Origin of the sequence: Aeromonas sp. 600724 (assembly GCF_049175135.1) — a bacterium.
GTDB classification, from domain to species: domain Bacteria; phylum Pseudomonadota; class Gammaproteobacteria; order Enterobacterales; family Aeromonadaceae; genus Aeromonas; species Aeromonas veronii_A.
The window spans coordinates 14,212-34,968 of sequence record NZ_JAAKUM010000024.1 but is presented as its reverse complement, the minus strand read 5'-3'; the positions used below and the strand labels follow the sequence as shown (position 1 = coordinate 34,968).

Annotated in this window: 20 protein-coding genes; 6 read left to right on the top strand and 14 right to left on the bottom strand. The window is 58.4% G+C overall.

All coding sequences use genetic code 11. The features are described from left to right. Window positions 1-50: 50 nt before the first annotated feature. Entirely contained in the window at window positions 51-2,156 is a 2,106-nt protein-coding gene (locus G5168_RS19155) for a methyl-accepting chemotaxis protein (RefSeq protein WP_421252590.1), read from the top strand. A 69-nt stretch (window positions 2,157-2,225) separates the two neighbouring features. Here G5168_RS19155 and G5168_RS19150 read toward each other — a convergent pair whose 3' ends face one another. Both G5168_RS19150 and G5168_RS19145 read right to left on the bottom strand, forming a co-directional pair. After that, entirely contained in the window at window positions 2,226-2,681 is a 456-nt protein-coding gene (locus G5168_RS19150; protein ID WP_227341397.1) for an NfeD family protein, read from the bottom strand. Continuing rightward, window positions 2,678-3,601 carry an SPFH domain-containing protein gene (locus G5168_RS19145; protein WP_227343102.1) on the bottom strand — a complete coding sequence of 308 codons (924 nt, stop codon included), beginning with the start codon at window positions 3,599-3,601 and terminating at the stop codon, window positions 2,678-2,680. Before G5168_RS19145 ends, G5168_RS19150 begins: the two co-directional genes overlap by 4 nt. A 197-nt stretch (window positions 3,602-3,798) precedes the next feature. On the opposite strand from G5168_RS19145, the gene cysG reads away from it, so the two are divergent. From cysG to cysC, 5 genes are all read left to right on the top strand, one after another. Further along, the gene (cysG, locus tag G5168_RS19140) at window positions 3,799-5,235 is read left to right on the top strand and encodes a siroheme synthase CysG (RefSeq protein WP_069529720.1); all 1,437 of its coding nucleotides are present in this window, start codon (window positions 3,799-3,801) and stop codon (window positions 5,233-5,235) included. A gap of 72 nt (window positions 5,236-5,307) precedes the next feature. Continuing rightward, a complete protein-coding gene (gene cysD, locus G5168_RS19135) occupies window positions 5,308-6,240 on the top strand; it encodes a sulfate adenylyltransferase subunit CysD (RefSeq protein ID WP_421252594.1) in 933 nt (310 codons plus the stop codon). Between the two features lie 12 nt (window positions 6,241-6,252). After that, complete coding sequence (cysN, locus tag G5168_RS19130) at window positions 6,253-7,680, top strand: sulfate adenylyltransferase subunit CysN (protein ID WP_421252589.1); 1,428 nt, start codon at window positions 6,253-6,255, stop codon at window positions 7,678-7,680. Window positions 7,681-7,684: 4 nt separating this feature from the next. Next, window positions 7,685-9,409, top strand: coding sequence for an SLC13 family permease (locus G5168_RS19125; RefSeq protein WP_139474078.1), 1,725 nt, complete (start codon window positions 7,685-7,687; stop codon window positions 9,407-9,409). Window positions 9,410-9,658: 249 nt separating this feature from the next. After that, window positions 9,659-10,249, top strand: coding sequence for an adenylyl-sulfate kinase (gene cysC / locus G5168_RS19120; protein WP_421252588.1), 591 nt, complete (start codon window positions 9,659-9,661; stop codon window positions 10,247-10,249). 180 nt (window positions 10,250-10,429) lie between these two features. Here cysC and G5168_RS19115 read toward each other — a convergent pair whose 3' ends face one another. The 12 genes from G5168_RS19115 to G5168_RS19060 all read right to left on the bottom strand — a co-directional run bounded on the left by G5168_RS19115 (window position 10,430) and on the right by G5168_RS19060 (window position 20,539). Continuing rightward, the gene (locus G5168_RS19115; protein ID WP_421252587.1) at window positions 10,430-11,254 is read right to left on the bottom strand and encodes an ATP-binding protein; all 825 of its coding nucleotides are present in this window, start codon (window positions 11,252-11,254) and stop codon (window positions 10,430-10,432) included. After that, the gene (locus G5168_RS19110) at window positions 11,251-12,108 is read right to left on the bottom strand and encodes an ATP-binding protein (RefSeq protein WP_421252586.1); all 858 of its coding nucleotides are present in this window, start codon (window positions 12,106-12,108) and stop codon (window positions 11,251-11,253) included. The genes G5168_RS19115 and G5168_RS19110 overlap by 4 nt, the downstream gene beginning before the upstream one ends. A gap of 16 nt (window positions 12,109-12,124) precedes the next feature. Beyond that, the gene (locus G5168_RS19105; protein WP_421252585.1) at window positions 12,125-12,964 is read right to left on the bottom strand and encodes a DUF4297 family anti-phage-associated protein; all 840 of its coding nucleotides are present in this window, start codon (window positions 12,962-12,964) and stop codon (window positions 12,125-12,127) included. Next, window positions 12,937-13,338, bottom strand: coding sequence for a hypothetical protein (locus tag G5168_RS19100; RefSeq protein WP_421252584.1), 402 nt, complete (start codon window positions 13,336-13,338; stop codon window positions 12,937-12,939). Before G5168_RS19100 ends, G5168_RS19105 begins: the two co-directional genes overlap by 28 nt. 379 nt (window positions 13,339-13,717) lie before the next feature. Then, entirely contained in the window at window positions 13,718-15,355 is a 1,638-nt protein-coding gene (locus G5168_RS19095) for a PAS domain-containing methyl-accepting chemotaxis protein (protein ID WP_421252583.1), read from the bottom strand. A 276-nt stretch (window positions 15,356-15,631) separates the two neighbouring features. Then, entirely contained in the window at window positions 15,632-16,492 is an 861-nt protein-coding gene (locus G5168_RS19090) for a TIGR03899 family protein (RefSeq protein ID WP_335862439.1), read from the bottom strand. 104 nt (window positions 16,493-16,596) lie between these two features. Further along, on the bottom strand, window positions 16,597-17,070 hold the full coding sequence (locus tag G5168_RS19085) for a DUF3299 domain-containing protein (protein ID WP_026034852.1): 474 nt from the start codon (window positions 17,068-17,070) through the stop codon (window positions 16,597-16,599). Window positions 17,071-17,101: 31 nt separating this feature from the next. Then, on the bottom strand, window positions 17,102-18,349 hold the full coding sequence (locus tag G5168_RS19080) for an ABC transporter permease (protein ID WP_042052401.1): 1,248 nt from the start codon (window positions 18,347-18,349) through the stop codon (window positions 17,102-17,104). Continuing rightward, window positions 18,343-19,032: an ABC transporter ATP-binding protein gene (locus tag G5168_RS19075; protein ID WP_115521732.1), complete on the bottom strand. Its 690-nt coding sequence runs from the start codon at window positions 19,030-19,032 to the stop codon at window positions 18,343-18,345. The genes G5168_RS19080 and G5168_RS19075 overlap by 7 nt, the downstream gene beginning before the upstream one ends. Window positions 19,033-19,036: 4 nt before the next feature. Further along, window positions 19,037-19,621, bottom strand: coding sequence for a DUF2796 domain-containing protein (locus G5168_RS19070; protein ID WP_421252582.1), 585 nt, complete (start codon window positions 19,619-19,621; stop codon window positions 19,037-19,039). A 31-nt stretch (window positions 19,622-19,652) separates the two neighbouring features. Further along, on the bottom strand, window positions 19,653-19,952 hold the full coding sequence (locus tag G5168_RS19065; protein WP_201986256.1) for a DUF2607 family protein: 300 nt from the start codon (window positions 19,950-19,952) through the stop codon (window positions 19,653-19,655). Window positions 19,953-19,996: 44 nt separating this feature from the next. Beyond that, a complete protein-coding gene (locus G5168_RS19060) occupies window positions 19,997-20,539 on the bottom strand; it encodes a YtfJ family protein (protein ID WP_005343253.1) in 543 nt (180 codons plus the stop codon). Between the last annotated feature and the right edge of the window lie 218 nt (window positions 20,540-20,757).

Genomic DNA, 20,757 nt, shown 5'->3' with positions numbered 1-20,757 from the left:
ACGAATATACTCAACTTATTCGTTGTCATATTGCCATAAGGAGTTGTCGTATGAAGCAACGTTCCCTCAAGTTCAAGTTGTTGTCTCTGACCATGGGGCTGTTTCTGTTGACCGGGCTGGCCATGACCCTGTTGCAATCGGCTTCTTTCAGTTCCCTTCGCAATATGGTGATGACCCAGACCAGCGATGCACTGGAAGAGGAGGTCTCCCGCAGTCTGCAGTATCAGGCAGAGCGCTATGCCATCCAGATTGCTTCGCTGATGCAGAACTCCTACCAAATCCCCCTGACCGTGACCGCCCAGATTGAAGCAGCCATGGCCAAACCGGAACTGCGCTTGTCGCGGCCTCAAGTGGAGTCGTTGCTCGGCAGCAGCCTGCAGCAGGCGAGCGGGATCAGCTCCATCTATGCCCAGTTTGAACCGAACGGCTACGATGGCGAGGATGCCAACTGGGTTGCCGGAGCCAGCCACTCGGTGGCGGGCAAGGGGAGTCTGGAGGTCTATTTCACCAAGGATCAGGGAGGGGCCGTCGCCCAGCAAGCGGTGGACGCCGCCGCCAGCGAGGCCAAGTTTGATACCTCCCTCAACGAGTTCGGCATTCGCAACAGCGAGTGGTATCTCTGTGGTCGCGATACCCGTCAGCCCTGCCTGATGGAGCCTTACCTTTACGAAATCAGTCCGGGAAACAAGATGCTGATGACCAGTCTCACGGTGCCCGTGCTGCGTGACGGCAAGTTTGTCGGGCTGGCCGGGGTGGATATGAACCTGCCCATCTTCCAGCAACTGGCTGAAAACCTTGGCAAGAGCCTCTATGACAACAAGGCGGATGTGACCCTGGTCAGCAAGATGGGGCTGATTGTGGGCAGCAACCGCTATGCCGACAAGCTGGGCCGTCCACTCAAGGAGGTGGGCCTGACCCTGCCTGACGGTCGGCCGGTCAGCAGCGACAGTGACTTCATTCTTCATCAGCTCATTCGGGTTGAAGCAGCCAATACCCAGTGGTGGTTGATGATCAAGGTGCCCAAGGCGCTGGCGCTCGGCAAGGCGCACGCCATCAGCAATGAACTGGGCGCCCTGCTGGTGGATGGCCAGCGGCAGCAGATCATCGCCATGGGCGGGATTACCCTGCTGGTGCTGGGGCTGCTGGTCTGGTTTATCCAGACCATTACTGCGCCACTTTCTCTTATCAGCCGCCATGTGGGTCATCTCTCCAGCAACGAGGGTGACCTGACCCAGCAGATGGAGATCGACACCCATCAGGAGCTGATCGATCTGGGTTCTCAGCTCAATGCCTTCCTCGGCAAGCTGCGGGGCATGGTGCAAATGAGCAAGGGGATTGGCCAGCAGGTCTACCAGCAGGCGCGGGAGATGAAACATACCGCCGACACCATGCGCAACAGTCTGGACGAGCAGAATCTGGAGCTGGAGAGCGTGGTAAGCGCCATGCATCAGATGAGCACCACGGCAGTCAGCGTGGCGGGTTATGCCGAGCAGGCGGCGCAGGAGTCGGAAGCGGCGACCCACCACATCAATACCGCCCAGCAGACCCTCAGCAATGCCCGCAACGAGATCCATACTCTGGTCGGCGATATGCATGAGGCGGACAAGGCGGTGGCGCTGGTGGCCCAGCGCAGCACCAATATCAGCCGGATCCTCGATGTGATCCGCGCCATTGCCGAGCAGACCAATCTGCTGGCCCTCAACGCCGCCATCGAGGCAGCACGGGCAGGGGACATGGGCCGCGGCTTTGCAGTGGTGGCAGACGAGGTGCGGGCGCTGGCCAACAAGACCCGTGAATCGACCGACGAGATTGGCCAGCTGATTGGTAGCCTGCAAACAGAGGTGAGCAGCAGTCAACGTCTGATGAATACCGGCATCGAGCGCTCCACCACCACGGTGCAGGGCACCGAGCAGGCGTTCGAGGCGCTCAATCGGGTGGTGGCCCAGATCCAGCAGATCCACGACCACATCAGTCAGGTGGCCACCGCCGCCGAGCAGCAGAGCGCCGTCAGTGATGATATAAACAAGAATTTGATGCGGATTGGTGATACCGCCAACGTGATTGGGCAGGAGGCCAGCTCCAGCCATCAACTGAGCGAGGCGCTGGAGCAAGCGGCCACGGCGCTCGCCAGTCAGCTCGATCGGCTGCGTACCTGAGTCGTTGCCAGAGAGACAAAAGCCCGCGAGCGATCGCGGGCTTTTTTATGATTCGATGGCAGAGTTGCGTCATTTGCGGGGTTCAACCAGCAGGATGTGGGAGTCGGCCCCCACCACCCTGACCTTGCTGCCTGCAGGCAGCGACTCGTCGCAGCGCACCGTCCAGACCGTGTCGTCCAGATGTACCCGGCTGGTGCCTTGGGCGACATCATCCAGCAGGGTCAGCTCGCGGCCCATATAGCTCTGCATCCGCTCGTTGATGGTGCTGGCGGCATCCTGACCCGAGTTGTCGCGCTGGTGCTGCCAGCGCCACCAGGCCCAGGTGGTGAGCAGGGATTGCACCGCAAACAGCAGCAGCTGCGCCTGCCAGCCAAAGGGCCAGATCAGCAGCAGCAGGCCCACTTCCAGCGCGGCGATGCCGGTCCAGAGCAAAAAGCCCACCGAGCCGAGCACCTCGATGGCCAGCAGAATGAAGCCGAGCCCCAGCCAGTGCCAGTGGGTCAGCCCCTCTAACAGGGCAGTCATGACTTGCTGCCCTTGCCATCTTTGTTGAACAGCTCGGCCATGCCAGCCACAGAGCCAATCAGGCTGCCCGCTTCCAGCGGCATCATGATGATCTTGCTGTTGGTGCCTTCACCGATGCGGGCCAGTGCCTCGGTATATTTCTGAGCCACGAAGTAGTTGATGGCCTGCAGGTCTCCTTCCGCAATTGCCTGGGAAACCATATGGGTCGCCTTTGCTTCCGCCTCGGCAGCACGCTCCCGCGCTTCGGCGGCGAGGAAGGCGGCCTGACGCTCACCTTCGGCTTTGAGGATCTGGGACTGCTTCTCCCCTTCCGCTTTCAGGATCTTGGACTGGCGCACCCCTTCGGCCTCCAGTACCTCGGCCCGTTTCTGGCGCTCGGCCTTCATCTGGGCGTTCATCGCCTCGACCAGTGCCAGCGGCGGGCGCACATCTTTAATTTCGATGCGGGTCACCTTGATGCCCCAGGGGGCGGTGGCGGCATCCATGGTGCGCAGCAGTTTCTCGTTGATGGTGTCGCGCTGGGAGAGCATCTCGTCCAGCTCCATGGCGCCGAGCACAGTCCGCATATTGGTCATGGTGAGATTGCGGATGGCGCTGGTGAGATCGTTGACCTCGTAGCCCGCTTTGCGGGCATCCACCACCTGCACAAAGCTGATGGCGTCGATGGTGACGTTGGCGTTGTCGCGGGAGATCACCTCTTGTGCCGGGATGTCCAGCACCTGCTCCATCATGATGATCTTGTGGCCGACCCTATCCACATAGGGGATCAACAGGTTGAGGCCCGGGGTCAGGGTGCGGGTGTAGCGGCCGAAGCGCTCTACCGTCCAGTTGTAGCCCTGGGGCACTATCTTGATGCCCGCGCTCAGTGTGGCGAGCACCAGGAACACGAAAATCCCTAGCACAATCAATGATTCATTCATCATTTAGCTCCTTATGAAACACAGTCCCTAGCCTATGGTCTGGCGTCAGGTACCACAAGTGACTTTGTACGCCTTTGTCATGAATCGGCTTTGCTAATTACCAAAACGCATTAAAAAGCATTTTTTATTATTTTGAGGGATAAGCTGCCCTGCCTATAGTCGCCCCATATTAGTCGTGTTCCGAGGGATGGGCCGAAATGGATTATTTACCTATGTTTGCCAAGTTGGAAGGCCGCCCGGTACTGCTGGTGGGTGGGGGCGAGGTTGCCCTCCGCAAGGCGCGCCTGCTGCTGGCGGCCGGTGCCCGGCTGACCCTGGTCTCCCCGGAGCTTGAACCGGAATTTGCGGAATTCACCGGTCGTTTCACCCATCTGGCGGAGCGCTTCACCCCGGCCCATCTGGCTGGTCAGATTTTGGTGGTGGCGGCGACCGACAACCTCGAAGTCAACGCACTGGTTTATCAAAGTGCCAATCAGCTGGGTCTGTTCGTCAACGTGGTGGATGACCCCAAGCGCTCCAGCTTTATCTTTCCCTCGATCATTGATCGCTCGCCGCTGATGGTGGCGGTCTCCAGCGGCGGCAAGGCGCCGGTGCTGGTGCGCCTGTTGCGCGAGCGGCTGGAGAGCCTGCTGCCGCGCCATCTTGGCGGGCTGACCGAGCTCTCAGGCCGGGTGCGTGACAAGGCCAAGCGGGTGCTCTCCTCGATTTCCGATCGCCGCCGCTTCTGGGAGCGCGCTTTTGCCTCCAACACCCTGGCCAGCCTGATTGAAAAAGAGGATTGGCAAGGGGCCGAGCAGTGGCTGAGCGATGGCCTCGATCAGGCGAAAAGCGAAGTGGGCGAGGTGGTGCTGGTGGGGGCGGGCCCCGGTGACCCGGGCCTGCTGACCCTCAAGGCGCTGCAACAGATTCAACAGGCTGAAGTGGTGCTCTACGACCAGCTGGTCTCGCCTGAGATCCTCGATCTGGTGCGCCGCGATGCCACCCTGGTGTCGGTCGGCAAGAAGGCGGGCGCCCACAGCGTGCCGCAGGAGGAGACCAATCGCCTGCTGGTGGAATACGCCAAGGCGGGCAACCGTGTGGTGCGGCTGAAAGGGGGCGATCCCTTTATGTTTGGTCGTGGCGGCGAAGAGCTGGAAGTGCTGGCCGATGAAGGCATCCCCTTCTCGGTGGTGCCCGGCATCACGGCCGCCGCCGGGGCCACCGCCTATGCCGGTATTCCGCTGACTCACCGTGATTACGCCCAGAGCGCCGTCTTTATTACCGGCCATTGCCAGAAAGAGGGCAAGGAGCCCGACTGGCAGCAGCTCGCCGCCACCAGTCAGACCCTGGTCATCTACATGGGGCTGATGCGCTCCGAGCATATCCAGCAGCAATTGGTGGATCACGGCCGAAGCCAAGCCACCCCCATCGCCATCATCGAGCGCGGCACCACATCCCGCCAGCGGGTGCTGACCGGCACGCTGGCCGATTTGGCGGAGCTGGCCAAACAGGCGGTGAGCCCGTCGCTTATCGTCATCGGCGAAGTGGTCGCTCTGCGCGAGCGGCTCGCCTGGTTTGGAGAAAAAAGCGGCGAGCAGCAGCGCGCTAACCCGGATCTCGATGGCTGCGACCTCAAGCTGGTGCAGCTGGCCTGACCGAGAAAGAGATATTTGATGCGGCTGCCGGTGCGGCCGCGCACTGAACCACCCAGCGCCCCGAGCAGGCGCATAAGCAATGACCCGAGGACCAACATGGACCGTGAAAGATTGACGCACTTGCAGCAGCTGGAAGCCGAGAGCATCCATATCATCCGCGAGGTGGCTGCCGAATTTGAAAACCCGGTGATGATGTACTCCATCGGCAAGGACTCCTCCGTCATGCTGCACCTGGCCCGCAAGGCCTTCTATCCGGGCAAGATCCCGTTCCCCTTGCTCCACGTCGACACCGACTGGAAGTTCAAGGAGATGATCAAGTTCCGCGATGAGACCGCCAAAAAGTACGGGCTGGATCTCATCGTCCACAAGAACCCGGAAGGGCTCGCCATGGGCATCAACCCCTTCGTCCACGGCAGCGGCAAGCACACCGACATCATGAAGACCGAGGGGCTCAAGCAGGCGCTCAACAAATACGGCTTCGACGCCGCCTTCGGTGGCGCGCGCCGCGACGAGGAGAAGTCCCGCGCCAAGGAGCGGGTCTACTCCTTCCGTGACAAGTCCCACCGCTGGGATCCGAAGAACCAGCGCCCGGAGCTGTGGCGGGTTTACAACAGCCAGGTCAACAAGGGGGAGAGCATCCGGGTGTTCCCGCTCTCCAACTGGACCGAGCTGGATATCTGGCAATACATCTATCTGGAAAAGATCGACATAGTGCCGCTCTACTTCGCCGCTTACCGTCCGGTGGTGGAGCGCAACGGCATCAAGATCATGGTGGATGACGAGCGTATGCCCATCGGCCCGGAAGACGAAGTGAAGCAGGAGCTGGTGCGCTTCCGCACCCTCGGCTGCTACCCGCTGACCGGGGCCATCGAATCCGATGCCACCACCTTGCCGGAAATTATTGAAGAGATGCTGCTCACCACTTCGAGCGAGCGGCAAGGGCGGCTGATTGACCACGATCAGGCCGGCTCCATGGAGCAGAAGAAGCGTCAGGGATATTTCTAAGGAGTCGTCAGCATGAACAGCCATATTCAGACCGCCATCACCGAACAGGGCATCGAAGCCTACCTGCACGCCCAGCAGCACAAGAGTCTGCTGCGTTTTCTCACCTGCGGCAGCGTGGATGACGGCAAGAGCACCCTTATCGGTCGCCTGCTGCACGACTCCCAGCAGATTTATGAAGATCAGCTCAAAGCGCTGGAGTCCGACAGCCAGAAGCTCGGCACCACAGGCGAGAAGCTGGACTTGGCGCTGCTGGTTGACGGCCTGCAAGCAGAGCGCGAGCAGGGCATCACCATCGACGTGGCCTACCGCTATTTCTCCACCGCCAAGCGCAAATTTATCATCTCGGATACCCCGGGCCATGAGCAGTACACCCGCAACATGGCGACCGGCGCCTCCACCTGTGATCTGGCCATCATTCTGATCGACGCCCGCAAAGGCGTGCTGGATCAGACCCGTCGTCACAGCTTTATTGCGAGCCTGCTCGGCATCAAGCAGTTCGTGGTGGCGGTCAACAAGATGGATCTGGTGGAGTTCAGTCAGGAGGTGTTCGAGCGCATCAGTGCTGATTATCGCGAGTTCGCCAAGAAGCTCAGCGTCGACACCATTCATATCGTGCCGGTCTCGGCGCTGGACGGTGACAACGTGGTCAACCCAAGCGACAAGCTGGCCTGGTATCAGGGCGAAACCCTGCTCTCCCTGCTGGAATCCGCCGAGGTAGAGCGCGAGCTGGAGCGCCATCCGGTGCGCCTGCCGGTGCAGTATGTGAACCGCCCCAATCTCGATTTTCGCGGCTTCGCAGGCACGCTCGCCTCCGGCATCCTGCGGGTGGGCGACAAGCTGGCGGTGCTGCCGTCGGGCAAGGAGAGCACAGTGACCCGCATCGTCACCTTCGACGGCGATCTGGAGTACGCCCTGCCGGGTCAGGCCATCACGGTCACCTTCGCCGACGAGATCGACATCAGCCGCGGCGACCTGCTGGTGGATGCCGCCAAGCAGCCGCAAGTGACCCAGAATCTGCTGGCCCATATCGTCTGGATGGGGGAGGAGTCCCTGCAACCGGGTCGGGTCTACGACGTCAAACTGGCCACCAAGAAGAGTCGCGGTCAGGTGGAGGCCATCCGCCACCGCATCGAGATCAACAAGCTGGATGAGTTGGACGCAAGCGAGCTCAAGCTCAACGAGATCGGCCTGTGCGAGCTGAGCCTCACCGACCCGGTGGCGTTCGACCCGTATCAGGAGATCCGTGATACCGGCAGCTTTATCCTGATCGACCGGCTGACCAACGTCACCGTCGGCGCCGGCATGATAGTGGAAGGCTTGGCGGCCAAAGCGGTAAAAGGGCACTACAGCGAGTTTGAAATCGAGCTCAATGCGCTGGTGCGCAAGCACTTCCCGCACTGGCAAGCCCTTGCCATCGGTAACGACACAAGCAAGGAGTAAGCCCATGACCTGGCAACAATTCCTGGTGCTGGGTCTGCTGGCTGCTCTCGTGGCCCTGCTGATCCAGGGCAAACTCCGCCCGGCGCTGCTCTTCTCGGGCGCCGTGCTCATCACCTACCTGAGCGGGTTGGCGGATATCAACGCCGTGGCGGCGGGCTACACCAACAGTGCCCTGCTGACGCTGGTGCTGTTGCTGCTGGTGTCGCTGGCGGTGGAGAAGACCCGCATCATGAGCTGGTTCGCCAATCTGGTGGGCACGGGTTCATTCAACAAGGTGCTGGTGAAGGTGTGGTTCTCCACCGCCTTCCTGTCTGCCTTCGTCAATAACACCGCCGTGGTGGCCTCCATGCTGGGAGCGGTCAAACGCAACCCCAACCATGCGCCGTCGCGACTGCTGCTGCCCATGTGCTTCGCGGCCACCTTTGGCGGGGTGCTGACCCTGATCGGCACCTCCACCAACCTTATCGTCAACAGCTTCCTCATCAAGATGGGGGCGCCGCCGCTCGGCATGTTCGACTTCTTTATGGTGGGGGCGGGCACTTTGCTGACCGGTCTGGTGGCCGTGCTGCTGTTTGCCCGTCACCTGCCGGTGCAGGATACCGAGATGAGCCGCGAATCCGGCTACTTTCTCGAAGCCAAGGTGGGCGCCGGTTCACCGCTGGCGGGGCGCAGCGTCAAGGAGAACGGCCTGCGCAGCCTGAAAAGCCTCTATCTGGCGGAAATCATTCGCGGCGATCAGGTGATCTGCCCGGTGCAGCCGGAACACGAGCTGCACGAAGGGGATGTGCTGCTGTTTTGCGGCGATGTGGAGAGCGTCGGCGTGTTGCAGGAGATGAAGGGGCTGGATCTCTACGGTCAGCACCGCCTCAACGGCCAGCATCTGGTGGAGGTGATCGTCAGCCACAGCTCGCGGCTGGTGGGTCAGACCATCAAGGATGCCGAATTTCGCACCCACTTCGATGCGGTGGTGCTGGCGGTGCGCCGCGGCGAAACCCAGCTCACCGGTGGCCTCGGCCAGATTGAACTGCACGCCGGCGATACCCTGCTGCTGGCCCCCGGCCCCCAGTTTGCCCGCAACAAGTCGCTGGGGCGGGAGTTTGTGGTGGTGAGCGGGCTGGAAGCCTCTACCCGCCTCGATGGCAAGCGCAGCGCCGCCGTGGTGCTGGGGTTTCTCGGGGTGTTGGCGCTCTCGGTATTCGATCTGGTGCCGCTGTTCAAGGGGTTGCTGCTGATGCTGGTGGCGCTGCTGCTCACCCGCATTCTGACCCTGGACGAGATCCGCCGCCGCTTCCCGCTCGATATTTGGCTGGTGGTGGGTGGGGCGCTGGCCATCGCCGATCAGCTGGAAAAGAGCGGGCTGGCCAAGCTTATCGCCGACTGGCTGATGGGGGAGTTCAACGGTGCCAGCCCCATCATCGCCTTTATCGGTATCTATGTGTTTACGCTGGTGCTGACCGAGCTGATGAGCAACAACGCAGCGGCCGCGCTGGCCTTCCCCATGGGTTACCAGCTGGCGCTCAGCATGGATGTCTCGACCATGCCGTTTATTCTGGCGGTGCTGTTCGGGGCGAGCTCCAGCTTTATCCTGCCCTACGGCTACCAGACCAACCTGATGGTCTATGCCGCGGGCAACTACAAGATGCCGGACTACCTCAAGCTGGCCCTGCCGGTCTCGCTGGCCTATAGCCTCGGGGTGATTGTGATGGTGCCCCTGCTGTTTCCGTTTTAAGGCGTGAGCGCCAATCAAGGCATGTTGGGATGAGTAATGTCATGGCACCAGCACGTTGTCGGCTGATAGTCCGAGGTGGCTCCCCGTGGTGCCGGACAGTTTAAGTTTTGAGGCGCGAGAGCCAATCAAGGAGTGTTGGATGAGCAATGCCATGGCACCAGCACGTTGTCGGCGGATAGTCCGAGGCGGCTCCCCGTGGTTCCGGACAGTTTAAGTTTTGAGGCGTGAGCGCCAATCAAGGAGTGTTGGATGAGTAATATCGTGTGGCACAAGCATGCCGTGGACAAACAGAGCCGGGCCGAATTGAAAGGGCAAAAACCGCTGGTGATCTGGTTTACCGGGCTGTCGGGGGCGGGCAAATCGACCCTGGCGGGGGCGCTGGAGCAGGCGCTGGCGGCACAAGGCAAGCACACCTATCTGCTGGATGGGGACAATGTGCGCCACGGCCTCTGCGGCGATCTCGGTTTCGATGATGCCGCGCGGCAGGAGAATATCCGCCGGGTCGGCGAGGTGGCAAAGCTGATGGTGGATGCGGGCCTGATCGTGCTCACCGCCTTTATCTCGCCGTTCCGAGCCGAACGGGCGCTGGTGCGCAGCCTCTTGGGTGAAGGGGAGTTTGTCGAAGTCTTTGTCGATGCGCCGCTCGCCATCTGTGAAGAGCGCGACCCCAAGGGGCTCTATAAGAAGGCACGGGCGGGGGAGATCACGAATTTTACCGGTATCGACTCCGCCTACGAGGCACCGGAGCAGCCGGAAATCCATCTGCTGAACGCCGGCAAGCCGGTGGAAGCGCTGGTGGATGAGCTGCTGACCGCCCTGCGGCAGGGGAACTATCTGTAATTGGATCGGAAGAACCTATAACAAGCGCCCGGCAGCCGGCCAGTTGGCTACCACGGGCGCTTATGGGCTGCCTAAAGGCTGCCGATAGCAACCCCGCAAGGGGATCTTCCGATCCTTGCTTATATCGCGGCGGGGTTATTCGCGATTGTCCGAATACGCTGCGCTATTCGAACCTACTGGCTACCTATACCATTCAGCCTTTATTGCTGCGATGTCCATATCCTTCCATTCTTCCTTCCAAAGTTCCCAGTACGGAATATCCTTCGACGAAGGCGCTGGGTCACATCGATCGACTTGAACGATTGAAGGTAGCACAACTGATTCGCCAACAAGCAGAGCTTCGCCTTGACGGAGGGAGGTCATTTTTTCGACCAGTGTTCCGAGAGAATCAGGTAACAGTTTCTTGACGTAACTCTGATCGACCGGATTTGTCAGACGCATCGCAATGAAATTGTTGCACTGTGAGAAGATCGTCTCTGAAATTTCGGATGGGCGTTGACTTGCGAGGAGTAAGGTTACCCCATATTTACGGCCTTCTTTTGCAATACGCTCAATGGATGTTTTCGAAGAGCGATATTTCGAGAGTTCGCTGTTTGGTACATATTTGTGTGCTTCTTCATAGACTAGTAGGATCGGTACATCATTGTTGATCTTTTCATTCGAATTTTTAGCGCATCGTAAACGCTTATATATGTAGCCATATTCAAAGATAAGGCGAGAAATAAGCGAGACTGTTATGCTGAGAACTTCAAAAGGCACACCGCTAAGGTCGATAACCGTGACATTTGATTTGCTGGCAGTTGAGTAGCCGAGCAAAATCTCGAGTGTCTGCTCAAATGTAATTGACTTCGACCGTGATCCCAAAAAGAAATCTAGACGACGGTCGTTGATTTTACTCTCCAACCGATTGACAAAGTTGGTTAGTTTACCAAATAAGCTACCTTGTGTCAGTTTCGCTTGCCCCTTCTTTGCACCACTCACATACGTTTCACCAGTGTCAATCATCTCCTCATTTTTATTTTAGCTGTATCTAGTACCGCCTGAATATCGAAAAAAAGTGGAGAGTCTAGATGAATTCTCTGCTTTTCGGTTTCTGGCCCCTGAAATTTTTTCTTCCGGTCTTCTATTATTGCCCTCTTGAAGATGTTGCGCTGATTATGGTCATTGGCTTCTGTATCAAGGAAGAATTCCTCTAGTTCTTCGCTATTTAGCATCCAGTAGGGTAAGGTGAGGCTTGAGACATCAATAAAATTAGCACTGGGAAACGCGGATCTGTATTCTGAATGAATATCAAAGATAATTGTGTGGGAGTTGTTGAGTGTGTAGTCACCAGTTTTCTCGGAGACTGCCTTTTGAATTATTGTCGCGAGTGTATGAGATTTTCCTGAACCGGTTGATCCAACGATGGCGATGTGCTTATTGAAGAACTTATTGCCATTGACCGGCACTCGAACGTCAGGATTCGATGCAAGGCTTGAGAAACTGAAGCTTTGTGCTTTCGTGACCGAATCTGAGTAAATGCGTCGAATATCATCAATTGTTGCTGGCTCTACATTCTTCGGTGGTATTGCAAGAGAATCGCCACCACGTTCGAACTTTCCATCACGTAGCACGCCAAGAGGGAATGCTTCTATAATATGATTTCGAGTTCCATCATCTCTGGCCACAATTTGGAAGTTTTCGATAATGGCGATTAGAATAGCATTTTCATTGTCAGCGATTCGCACATATGATCCAACACGGAGTGATTCCTCTGCTATTTTGAAATCTTCCAATTTATCTACGACAATGCGGACTTTATCTGGGAAAACTGCGACTACTTGGGCATTAAGATTATCTTCTGTAGTTTCTACGGCCATTTTTTCTCCGACTCGGTTAAATAATTGACTTAATATCTGTGAACTTTTTTAGTTGGATTTGAACATGTTTGACGGCTTTGTTATTTAGATCAAAGTAACTACTTCCCAAGTGAAACTGGTAGACCTCTCTGGTTTTAGTTATCCCGCCTACAGTCGCCTCAAGATCAGTGATTGAGTTCAGAATTTTCAGTTTTATCCCATTCTCATGTGTGGCGCGTTTCGCAATCGACTTAATACTGAAGTCTGCACCTTGAAAATCGTATCCGTCAACGAAGCCAAACTCTTCGAGTGCCAGTTCCTTTTTTAGCAAAATTAACTCTTGATTTGGTAGCTGATGAATGTAAACGTAAGGGCAGAACGATGTGTTTCCATCGCGTTTGCTTGTCTTCGACCACTTCTTTGATAGCAGATAAAGTACGTCTTTCAGGTCACTCCGGACAAAATTTTCGGGGTCTAATTCAATGAGGAAAAAACGCTCAAATGGGGATGTATTAAAGCCAGAAAAATAAGCCTTTCTCAATGCTGAAAAGTGAGCAGCCTCGCCCTTTTTTCGCACGAACCATTCGTTAAAAAGCACTCCAGATGTGTCTGTTTTCTCTATGAACGCCTTTTTAGTAATGATGCGGTTGGTAGGCAATGACTGGATCGATAGCTCTCTAGTCAAAGCAAGGGCGTTATTGTAATAGAAGTATTCTGCCTCGAATGGTGTGCAGCTGTAAGCGGTCTGCAGCTCCCGAATAACTTCGGCAAATTGATTTTCGAAGCTTGCTGCATTGATATCGATATTAAGAACCGACAGAAACTCAGCGAGATCAGCATCACTCAGGTTTAGTTCTTCGTGATGACGACGCTCCACTTTTTTTCGCTGTAAGTTAAAAAGTGCTGCTTCAAAAATGTAACATCTAGAGGTAACACCAGTTTGTGCTGGCCAGAGTTGTAGTGTCCGCGGAGTGAGTATTTTATTAGCGGCTTCCCATCATCTCTGATTTTCTTGAAATGAGTCAGCATAAACATAATTGCAGGTTTAATCACCGAGTGGTTGTAATCCGTACCTGCGTAGTACTTACACTGAACCGCTGTAACCTCCGTTGCTGTACAAATGTCGACATCTTCGATGCACTCGAGGGCAATCGAGTCGCAGTGATTGGACAATTGGAGCACTTTCAGTATTGAGTAGTCGAACTGATAGAAGTACCCGCGGATCGTGTCTACGGCGCTACGTTCAGCCATGCATTTATCCTCAAAAATTCTCTGACAGCTATGAAAAGCACCTGCACAAAGCCACTACCCTCCTGAATTCCAGCCCGCAGCTTTTTACCTGCGAGCTGGCACTGGCGTGGCTCATGGCTGACTCCTGCGAGAGGTTGCCAAGCGGCTATGTTACCGAACGGGGCTTGGGTGAAAAGCGCTAGCGGGCCATTTCCTGAGCAAGATCAACAAATTAATCAATTACGGGTGGCGATGCGTTCGTACCAGAACCGCCGCCCATCAGTGCAGGGGAAAATCGGACAGTGAAGCGAGGATGTCGTCCTCTTGTTGGCGGACACTAAAAAACCCTATGGGCCCAAAGGCCCATAGGGTTTTTCTGCGGTGATTGTTTGGGTCGTGGTTATCTGGCTTGGCGTACCGGCACGGCGCGGGTGGTGGCCACTTCGTAGCGGCTCTGGCTTGCCGGAGCGCCCTTCTGGAACTGGCGTACCAGCCGGTCGAGATCGCTTAACTGGTTTACCAGCTGGGTGATGCCGTGCACCGCGTGCTGGCTGCCAACGCTGGAGTCATCGGCCAGGGTCTTGATGCTGAGCACGTTGCGGTTGATCTCGGCGGTAACGTGGGACTGCTCCTGCACCGCCTGGGCAATCTGGCTGCTGCCGGAGGCGACCTGCTGCAACATATTGTTGATCTGCTGGAGTATGGTGCCGGTCGCGGTGGCCTTCTGCTGGCAACTGTCGGCAAGCTGGCAGCCCTTCTCCATCGCTTGCTCAGCCTCGCCAGAGCTGTTTTGCAGCTCGGTGATCATCTTCTGGATCTCGCTGGTCGAGGATTGGGTCTTGATGGCGAGGGTGCGGATCTCGTCGGCCACTACCGAGAAGCCGCGACCCGCTTCGCCAGCCCGGGCCGCTTCGATGGCGGCGTTGAGGGCCAGCAGGTTGGTCTGGTTGGCGATGTTGTTGATCACATCGAGGATGCCGTCGATATCGCGGCAGTGGCCGACCAGCGCACTGATCACGCTCTTGGAGGTGATAAGTTCGCTGTTCATGCCCGCCACGGCAGCCACGGTTTCGGCCACGCTACTGTTGCCGCTCTTGAACAGCACGGCCGTTTCATCCAGCAGGCTGGAGGAGTCAGTCGAGCTTTGTGACACCTCGCGAATGGATTCCGACATTTCGGTCACGGCAGTGGCTACCTGATTGGTTTCGGCCTGCTGCTGTTGCAGGTTGTCGGTGATGGATTCGGCGTTGCGCAGATCCCCCTCGGCGGCCTGCAGGATCTTGCTGCAAGTCTGTTGGGTGCGGGCCAGCACGGCGTTGAACTCGGCCTGATTCATTACCATCGAGAGCTCGATGGCGGCGATGTTGTCCACCTTGTTGGTGTAGAGCAGCTGCATCAGCGGATTGTCAAAGCGGCTGCGAGCCATCTTGTTGAGCTTGCCGAGGCGACGGGAGAGAGCATTCAGGGTGATGGCCGCTATCGCCAGCGGCAGGGCGGCCAGCGCCAGTTGCCAGTTCATGTCGTGGCTGTAGCCCAGCGCAAACATGGCGAGCAGGCTCAGCAGCAGACAGAGGTTGATGGCCAGGGTATGGGAGAAGGTGGGCAACTTGAGCGCCAGCGGCAGCTTGTTGTTGCGAAGGTCGGCATAGACCTTCTCGGCCCGCTGTTTGATCTCCTCGCTCGGGGCGGTGCGCACCGACTGATACTCCACCACCCGGCCACTGGCATCCTTGATGGGGGTGACAAAGGCGCTGACCCAGTAGTGATCGCCACTCTTGCAGCGATTTTTCACCGGCCCCATCCAGCTCTTGCCTTCGCGGATATGGTTCCACAGATCGGCAAAGGCCTGTTTCGGCATATCTGGGTGGCGCACCAGATTGTGGTGTTCCCCCTTCAGCTCGTCGAGCGAGAAGCCTGCAATATCGCAGAACTCATCGTTGGCGTAGGTGATGCGGCTCTCCAGATCCGTGGTGGAGATCAGGCTCTGGTGGTCTGGATAGAGACGTTCTCTTTGGGTAACCGGTTGATTGATTCTCATGGCCTTGCTCCCGAGCTGTGGTGGTTAAATTTTGATCTGCATCAAGACATGTGCAAAGGACGGGCCAGCTGGCAAAAACTAATGATTGATGTGTTATTAGCGAGGTTTGGAGAGGAAAAACGCGCGGTTGTTTGCAATATGCAACGGAGCTGACGGGGTGTGCCTCTGCGGCATCTGCAATTTGCAACCTATTCTGGACAAGCCCATAAGCTTGGAGTCAGCAGCTGGATGCGAAGGATCCATGAACCGACGGGGCATCCGCTGCCCCGCCAGAGATCAGGGGAGAGGGTCGGGAGCGGGTGCGGAGGGGGGGCTGACGAGCTGCATCACTTCAATCTGGATACCCTGCACCAGCACGGTTTTCAGATCCTGCAGATACTCCTCCAGCGGCGACTCTTGCAGCAGCTGGGCGAGCTCGTTGCCCACCGGGGTGAGGCGGTAGTAGAGCAGGGTGATGTTGTTCTGCTTGCACTGCAGCCGCCAGCGCTGGTTGCCAAACTCCAGCTCGACCCCATCGGCGGGCAGCGGGCCTGACTCCAGCTCCGCGCGATGCAGCAGCCCGAGCTCAAACAGTTGCAGCAGGGCGTTGTAGGGCAGTCGGTATTTGCCAAGGCCGAGGCGCGTTGCTTTGGCGCGACTCAGCAGGGTGGCCCCCTTGTGCAGCCCCAGCAGCAGTCGTTGCTCGTCGCTGCCGGTGTAGTGGCAGGTCAGCGAGCAGATGCGCTGGAACAGCTGGGCCTCGCGCTGGGTCATCTCTTTGAGGGTGGCGAGGGCCCGGATGGAGAAGCGGCCCGGGGTGGCGACTTCCAGCGCGAAGATCCGCCCCCACAGCTGCTGCATCGGCACCATGCTGATATCTTCCGCCAGTTGCAGGAAGCGGGTCAGCCAGTCGCTGTCCATCTCGCCGCCGGCGGCCGTCTCTTCGCAGTGGCGGGAGGCCATCACCATGATGGCTTCCAGATTGCGCTGGCGAGCGGCCTGATCCGCCAGATGGCGAAAGGTGGCGCGCTGTTCGAAGGTGCTGTCGGTATTGCGGATGAGCATGCCGTCGATGCCGCGACTGCGGGCCAGACGCAGGGTCTGCTCCTGGCTGCTCAGGATCGAACTCTCTTTTTTCGGGGGGGGGAGGTCTGCCATGCTGACTCCATTCGCACAGGTTCTGGAGCTGAATGTTACTCCAACCGGGATGCCAAGATAACAAAGCGGCCTCCGTGGAGGCCGCTTTTTTTGCAACGGGAGAATTACTCCTCGTAGACACTCACCTCGACCGCTTCCATCGAATAGGAGGCGGTGGCCATCTCGTGGCTGGAGCTGACCGTGCGCATCTTGCCCTTCACCCAGATGGCATCCCACAGATCATCCACCGGTGCACCCTTGGGGTAGCTCACATAGATCACCTGATTGGTGGGGGGCGGCGGCACATGGATGCAGGCGCCGAAGTAGGGCACCAGCAGGAAGGCGGTGATCTTCTTGGCATCCCCTTCCAGCGGCACCACGAAGCCCGGAATGCGCACATCCTGGTTGTCCAGCTTCTTGTTTACCCCGCCCACCGGTTGCGGCACCGACATGGGATCTTCGTGATTGACCTGGGGCGGTGGCAGCAGTTTTTCCCCTTCCGGGATGAGCACATCCCAGTCGATGGTCTTGTAATCGGCGGCCAGGGCGGGCAGCACCAGCAGGCTGGCGAGCAGCGCCACAATTTTCCACTTCATCATCTGTCCTTCTGTTTCGATTTTGGGCGTCTCGCTAGACGCGAATGCTCATGCCATCGCTCAAGCTGTAGCGGTAAGCGCGTGCAGCAGGGAGCAGGCCAATCACCATGCCTGCCAGCCAGACTACCCCCAGCAACTGCCACTCGTAGGCGCTCGGAAGCCCCAGACTCAGTTGCAGGCCATAGTGGCTGAGCAGCCAGGGCGAGGCAAGCCCCTGCCCCAGATAGAGCACGGCGACCCCGAGGGCGATGCCGACCGTGGTCAGCGCCATGGCCTCCAGCGCCAGCAGCAGGAACAGGTGGGCAGGGCCCGCGCCGAGGGATCGCAATATGGCGAGCTCCCGGCGTCGCTCGTTAAGCCCCGCCAGCAGGGTAGTCAGCATGCCGATAAGGCCCGCTACCACCACGAAACCGGCGATGACCGACAGCGCGGTTTCCGCCACGCTCATCAGGCTCCACAGCTCCTGCAGGGCGGCCCCCGGCAGGATCGCCATCAGCGGCTCTTTGGGATAGGTGTTGACGCTGCGCTGCAGCTGGAACGCCAGAATGCGGTTGCTCAGCCCCACCATAAAGGCGGTGATGGTTTTCGGGGTGAGATCCTGCGCCAGCGCCTGCTCCGGTGTCACGTTCTTGCTGTGGCGGCCGGTGTCCCAACCGAGATGGATCGCCTCGATCCCCGCCAGCGGTACATGGATGGTGCGATCGATGGGCGTACCGGTCGGCGCCAGAATACCCACCACCTTGAACGGCAGATTGTCGTGCTGGCTGAACGAGGTGTTGCCAGCGCCGTGGGCGATGACGATGGATTGGTCGAGGTGATAGCCGAGCTTCTCGGCCACCTGAGCGCCGAGCACAGCTTCAAACGGCGTGTCGAACGGCCGACCTTCCCGCAGTTGCAGCGACTGTTGCTGACCGTACTTCAGGTGGGTGAAGTAGTCGCCATTGGTGCCGAGCACCCGAAATCCCTTGTGGGAGTCACCAAGGGAAAGCGGGATGGTCCAGGCGACGCCCGGTTTCTGTTTGATGGCCTGATAGGAGTCCCACCCCACGTTGTTGGTGGGGTTGCCGATGCGAAACACCGAGTAGAGCAGCAGGTTCACCTGACCGGAGCGGGCGCCAACGATGAGATCGGTGCCCGAGACGGTGTTGGAGAAGCTTTCACGGGCCTGGGTGCGCACCCGCTCCACCCCGAGTAGCAGGGTGACGCTGATGGCGACGGCCAGCAGGGTGAGCCCGGCGGTGAGTCGGCGGGCCCAGAGACTTTGTAGGGCTAGCTTTAGCATGATGCCTTCCGGTTGAGCTGTTGCAGGTTTTCGACCCGCGGGAACAGGGGTTCGAGATAAGGGTCGTGACTGACGAAGATCAGGGTCGAGCCCTGCTTGTCGCACTCCTCGAACAACAGCTTGATAAAGGCCGCCCGGTTGTCGGTGTCGAGGGCCGAGGTGGGCTCGTCGGCGATCACCAGTGGCGGCGAGCCGATCAGCGCCCGTGCGGCAGCAACCCGCTGCTGCTGGCCGATGCTGAGGGCATGGACGGGGCGATGCAGTGCGTCATCCGGCAGTTGCAGCTCCGCCAGCAGACGGCGCGCCTCCTGCTCCGGACTCCCTTGCAGGCGAGCCCGTTTGGCGGGCGAAAAGGTGAGGGCAGCGGTCACGTTGTCCTGCACCGAGAGAAAGGGCAGCAGATTGAACTGCTGGAAGATATAACCCAGATTGGCCGCCCGGAAGTGGTCACGGGCACGGCCAGAGAGCCGGGCCAATGGTTGGCCCAGCACCTCCAGGGTGCCGTGGTTGGCGGTCTGGATCCCGGCCAGCAACCCGAGCAGGGTCGATTTGCCGGAGCCCGATGGGCCCTTGATAAAGACCCGCTCACCCTCGCGGATGGTGAGGGCGGGCAGATCGAGTACAGCGTCGCCACCTGGCCAGGCAAAGGCCAGATCGCGGATCTCAACCACGGCTTTTTTCATGGCGTTACCAGCTCAGCTTGTTGGCGGACGGGGTCAGCTCGCCTGCGGTCTGGCCGGTGGGCAGGATCCCCTGCACGCTCAGCTTCTCAAGGCTCGGATAGACGCTGAACAGGGTCGCCTCAAGGTCGGTCAGTTTGGCCGGGGTGGCACAGGTGTAGGTGTACATTGCGCCCATGTCGGCGTGACCCGCTTCGTCATGATCATGGTGGTCTTCATGTTTGTCGCTGGCAGCCTTGTCATGGTCATGGTCATGGTCGTGATCATGCTCTTCTTTGGCGGCTTGCAACTCCTGCTGGGTCAGTTTGCAGCCAGCGGCCGGGTCGAAGCGGAACAGGGCGTCAGGCTGCTGGAGGCGGGCGACCGCCTTGGCATACTGTGCCTTCTCTTCATCGCTCTTGGCGGCGTGCTCGAAGCCCACCAGATCGGCAGCAGGGGCCTGCAGTTCGATCATCAGCTGGTCGCCATCGACCACCAGATTGAGGTGGCCGTGGCCATGCTCGTGGGCGCCGTGGCTGTGGCTCTCGTGTTCGTCGTGATTGGCGTGAGCGCCAAAGGCCGCAGCGGCCAGCAACAGAGTAACTGCTTTCATCTTTAATCCTTTTTCAAAACAAATAGCTAAATTAAACAAAGGGATAGAGAAAAACAGAGGCGGGCGGCGCACGGATGGCATAGCTGTGAAGCGTGGCGGTATCTGCCGAGCGCTGCATGGTTGCAACTGCGGGCAGAACAGAGGTCGAACCGGGGAAGCAATAGGGGGTGGCGGTGATGACCTGCTTGCCATCCAGATGGAGGGCGCAAACCAGGCAGTGATGGTCGTCGTGGCCGGGCAGGGCAGATTCAAACTGGTGCCGGGCAAGGGCAGGCTGCAGCCATAACCAGCCCAGCAGCAAGATCCAGATTTTCAGCTTGATACGACCCATAGACCCTTATGGAAAGGGCGCCATCAGCGCCCTTTCTCTCTGACTTAGAGATGGGACTTGATGAGCCCCATCACGGTAGCAATGTTGTTGGCGTCGAGCTGGCCATCTTTGGCAAACAGCACCTTGCCCTCTTTATCCAGCAGAATGATCGCCGAGCTTTCCGGCGTCAGATCCCAGGCGTTGCGCGCCATGCCCTTGGCATCCAGCACCATGGCGGACCAGGGGAACTCTTTCTTGCTGTCCTCGGCACTGCTCTTCACGAAGCCGGAGGTGCCCCAGATGGCGTCATTGCTGTTGATGACGGTAACGGTCTGGTACTTGTCTTGCGGCAGCTTGGCGGCCTTGATCGCCTCGATCATCGGGGCGTTCAGCTCCTTGGCACTGGAGCGACCGGCAATATGCTGGATCAGGAACACCTTGCCGGTGAGCGAGGTGCTCTGCCACGGCTGGTAGCCGATATCCTTGCCATTCAGTACCAGCTCCCCCTTGTCGCTGACATTGACCAGCGGCACCGGGTTGCCATCCTTGAAGTTGTGAGCAAAGACCAGAGATGGCAGCAGCGCCAAAGTAAGTACGAGATGTTTCATCCTGATGACACTCCATTTGTTATGTTATAACGAGTTTCGGATTGAGGGAATGGGCGAGCTTCATCCTAAACTGATCGGATCTGTTTAAAAAGTGTTAAATAAGATCGCAATTCAGAAGCGTCGGCGCCCCGCCAGTCAGGTGGTTGGCTGGCAAGGGCGGCTAGGATGGCATGACATCGATAAAAATCAATGAATTGGCTGCTGGTCTGAGCTGTCTG

Coding starts and splice junctions, on each gene's coding strand:
- G5168_RS19070 (WP_421252582.1), bottom strand. CDS start 19,621: ATGAAAGCAGTTACTCTGTTGCTGGCCGCTGCGGCCTTTGGCGCTCAC.
- G5168_RS19125 (WP_139474078.1), top strand. CDS start 7,685: ATGACCTGGCAACAATTCCTGGTGCTGGGTCTGCTGGCTGCTCTCGTG.
- G5168_RS19060 (WP_005343253.1), bottom strand. CDS start 20,539: ATGAAACATCTCGTACTTACTTTGGCGCTGCTGCCATCTCTGGTCTTT.
- cysC (WP_421252588.1), top strand. CDS start 9,659: ATGAGTAATATCGTGTGGCACAAGCATGCCGTGGACAAACAGAGCCGG.
- cysG (WP_069529720.1), top strand. CDS start 3,799: ATGGATTATTTACCTATGTTTGCCAAGTTGGAAGGCCGCCCGGTACTG.
- G5168_RS19155 (WP_421252590.1), top strand. CDS start 51: ATGAAGCAACGTTCCCTCAAGTTCAAGTTGTTGTCTCTGACCATGGGG.
- G5168_RS19075 (WP_115521732.1), bottom strand. CDS start 19,032: ATGAAAAAAGCCGTGGTTGAGATCCGCGATCTGGCCTTTGCCTGGCCA.
- G5168_RS19145 (WP_227343102.1), bottom strand. CDS start 3,601: ATGAATGAATCATTGATTGTGCTAGGGATTTTCGTGTTCCTGGTGCTC.
- G5168_RS19100 (WP_421252584.1), bottom strand. CDS start 13,338: ATGGCTGAACGTAGCGCCGTAGACACGATCCGCGGGTACTTCTATCAG.
- G5168_RS19095 (WP_421252583.1), bottom strand. CDS start 15,355: ATGAGAATCAATCAACCGGTTACCCAAAGAGAACGTCTCTATCCAGAC.
- G5168_RS19115 (WP_421252587.1), bottom strand. CDS start 11,254: ATGATTGACACTGGTGAAACGTATGTGAGTGGTGCAAAGAAGGGGCAA.
- G5168_RS19090 (WP_335862439.1), bottom strand. CDS start 16,492: ATGGCAGACCTCCCCCCCCCGAAAAAAGAGAGTTCGATCCTGAGCAGC.
- G5168_RS19080 (WP_042052401.1), bottom strand. CDS start 18,349: ATGCTAAAGCTAGCCCTACAAAGTCTCTGGGCCCGCCGACTCACCGCC.
- G5168_RS19110 (WP_421252586.1), bottom strand. CDS start 12,108: ATGGCCGTAGAAACTACAGAAGATAATCTTAATGCCCAAGTAGTCGCA.
- G5168_RS19085 (WP_026034852.1), bottom strand. CDS start 17,070: ATGATGAAGTGGAAAATTGTGGCGCTGCTCGCCAGCCTGCTGGTGCTG.
- cysN (WP_421252589.1), top strand. CDS start 6,253: ATGAACAGCCATATTCAGACCGCCATCACCGAACAGGGCATCGAAGCC.
- G5168_RS19065 (WP_201986256.1), bottom strand. CDS start 19,952: ATGGGTCGTATCAAGCTGAAAATCTGGATCTTGCTGCTGGGCTGGTTA.
- G5168_RS19150 (WP_227341397.1), bottom strand. CDS start 2,681: ATGACTGCCCTGTTAGAGGGGCTGACCCACTGGCACTGGCTGGGGCTC.